The sequence below is a fragment of the Verrucomicrobiota bacterium genome (assembly GCA_037139415.1).
Classification (GTDB): Bacteria; Verrucomicrobiota; Verrucomicrobiia; order Limisphaerales; family Fontisphaeraceae; genus JBAXGN01.
The window spans coordinates 1-2,495 of sequence record JBAXGN010000352.1 but is presented as its reverse complement, the minus strand read 5'-3'; the positions used below and the strand labels follow the sequence as shown (position 1 = coordinate 2,495).

General features: G+C 61.1%; 3 protein-coding genes. All 3 read right to left on the bottom strand.

Going from position 1 to position 2,495, the window contains the following annotated elements; translation table 11 throughout:
* Nucleotides 1–237 precede the first annotated feature (237 nt).
* The gene (locus tag WCO56_29545) at nucleotides 238–456 is read right to left on the bottom strand and encodes a hypothetical protein (GenBank protein ID MEI7733746.1); all 219 of its coding nucleotides are present in this window, start codon (nucleotides 454–456) and stop codon (nucleotides 238–240) included.
* Nucleotides 453–1,457, bottom strand: a complete 1,005-nt coding sequence (locus tag WCO56_29540) for a hypothetical protein (GenBank protein MEI7733745.1) — start codon at nucleotides 1,455–1,457, stop codon at nucleotides 453–455. The genes WCO56_29545 and WCO56_29540 overlap by 4 nt, the downstream gene beginning before the upstream one ends.
* 64 nt (nucleotides 1,458–1,521) lie before the next feature.
* Nucleotides 1,522–2,495, bottom strand: a 974-nt coding sequence (locus WCO56_29535) for a hypothetical protein (protein ID MEI7733744.1), incomplete at its 5' end; no start/stop codon positions are given.

Here is a 2,495-nt window from a genome sequence, read left to right as displayed (position 1 = left end):
TATTTTTGATTATTCTTATCAGCAGTAGGTTACATAAGAGAAAAATCAGCCATAGAATTAGCCCTTGTTTTCCCCCCTTGAGGCGCGTTGGCGCGCCGGAGAATGCGTGGGCAGGGTCGCACGTCGGGGCAGTGGGTGCCGTCGAGCTGAACGGATATGGTCACGGAATCGGGTTGGGAGGTTCCGCGCGCGGTGCGCCTACGGGAACAGAAACGGAGCTGGCCCTGCATCACGTCTTTAATAGTCCTCGCACCACTGCCACACTTCGGGGCGTTTAACCAGCAACGGTTGCACCCCCTGCTTCCGCTGCACCGCCGCAAAAGCCTTGTCATACGAGCATTTGTTCGCGGCCTGCTCCTCCGTCACCAGGTCCTGCACCATCTCCCGGCGCTGCGCCGCATTGCTGATCTCCACCACCCGGTCCCCGCGCGTCAGCGTCACACTCGTCGTCTTCACCTTCGGCGCCAGCTTCTCCAGGCTCGCCGCCTCATTGGCGAACTGCGGTTCATTGGCAAGGCGCCGTTCCCAGTCCGCCTTCTCCGCCGCCGTGATCCGGCCATCCTTGTGAGCGCCGCGCCAATCACCGTCCCGATCCGCGCCGTCCGCTCATTCGCGAACTGCGTCCGGGCCGCGTCCCGTTCCGTCACCAGCGCCGCCTTCTCCGTTTCCAACGCCAGCACCTTGCCGTCCAGCGTTGCCTTCTCATTCGCAAACTGCGCCATCGCGGCCGTGACCTTCGTCGCCAGGCTCGTCAGCGCCGTCTCGAACTGTTCATCCGTCGCCTCATTCGCGACCTCGATGCCGCTGGAATTAAACAGCGCCAGCAACGCCCTCTTCAGTGTTTCATTCATACGTGTTTGTTTTTTGGTTTCACCAGCCTCCGCTGCGTTCAGCATCTGCACCGGTAAATTCGGATTCGGCACCAGGCCGATGGAAAATAACTTGTTCGGGCGGTACACCCGCACCCCGTTCTCCGTCCCCACATACGCCACGGCCCACCGCGTCGATGGCCCGCGCACCGCCTTCGTCGCCACCAACTCCTCCCCCGCCGCCGTCAACACCAGATTCGCGTACAGCCCGTCCGGGCGCACCTGCAAGTCCGGGAATACCCCGATCGGCGCTTTGTTCGGATACGCCTCCCCGCCCACCGGCACATCCGGATGCCCCTGAAACACCGGACGACTCCGCAGAAACCGCGTCAACCCCTTCCGATCGCGCGCGTACTCGTTCACCATCTCCGTGGCCGCCGCCGCGTCAAACCGTTGGATGGCCGCCTGCTTCTCCCAGGTGCCATTCGTGCCGGGGATCATCGCCTTCCCTGGGTAATCCCCAAACCGCGCCACCTGCGCCCACCCATCCTCGCCCGCCCCCACCTCATTCGCGCACTCCACCACCATCTCCGCAGTGTTGGGGCTCCCCGCATTCGCAAATTCCACCGGCAAATTCTCTCGCTTCATAACTCTCATTCTTCCTATTATTCCTATTTTCACGCCTTGCGTTTTCATAACCTGAGTGTATGTTTTACTTGCTGGATGGCGCTTCGGACGTTTGGCCTGGGGCCTTGGCATCAGGCAGTCCAGCCTTGAATTTCCTCAGCGAATGCCCGGCCAGCGTCCCGGTTTTATCCCGCACTTCCTCGTAATACATCAGCGTGCCGTTAAATCGTTTTTTGTACCGCAGAACGACCTTTCCATCCCGCGATTCCTTGGGGCTCTTTGTTACCGAATCAAAGCGGTGCACCACCTCTGGAATGCGCTCATAATCGGCCTTGGTCAGCGGTTCCTGTGCGCCAAGCTCATGCTGGTCCTTCCCGTCCCCGTGCGAGTTCTTGAAATGCCGCAACTTGTCCGCTTCCACCCGATGCTTGAATCCCGCCACCTTCACCCCCGTTGCCGCGTCAATCCGGGCGGCCGATTCCGGGTGCGAGTCAAATTCATAATGCGCCTTCGTTGGTCCCTCCGAATGCTCGATCAATTCCTTAAGCGATCCCACCGGCTTGCTCTTTCCTGCGCCCGGATTCCCACCCGCCTGACTCCCGCCAACTTGCCCCTTCCGCCCAGCGTGATCATAATTCCCGCTGCCGTTCCCGCCATTCCCCACCTCCGCGCTCTTATTCCTGACTGATGACTGATCACTGTTCACGAATGACTTTCCCCGCTCCGTCAGCCCCGTAAACAACGCCGCCACCTGCACCTCCGCCAGCGCCTGCGCGGATTTCGGCAGTTTCAGGATATCCGCCTTGATCGTCTCCAACTCCCGCACCAAATCCATCGCCTTCACCTGCAGCACAGCGTCATCCGTGATCTCCAGCAACGCCGCCACCCGGCTGCCGAAATCCCGCAGATCGTCCGCCACCGCCGAAGCATAGTGCTCGATCCCCGCATCAACCAAAGCCTGGCTCGGCCCCGGTGCCCCCGCATTCGCCGCCTCTTCCTCTCCGCTTTCTGGTGCAGCCTTCGATCTTTGACAGGCCAGCGGGTGCAAGTCCCGCCTCG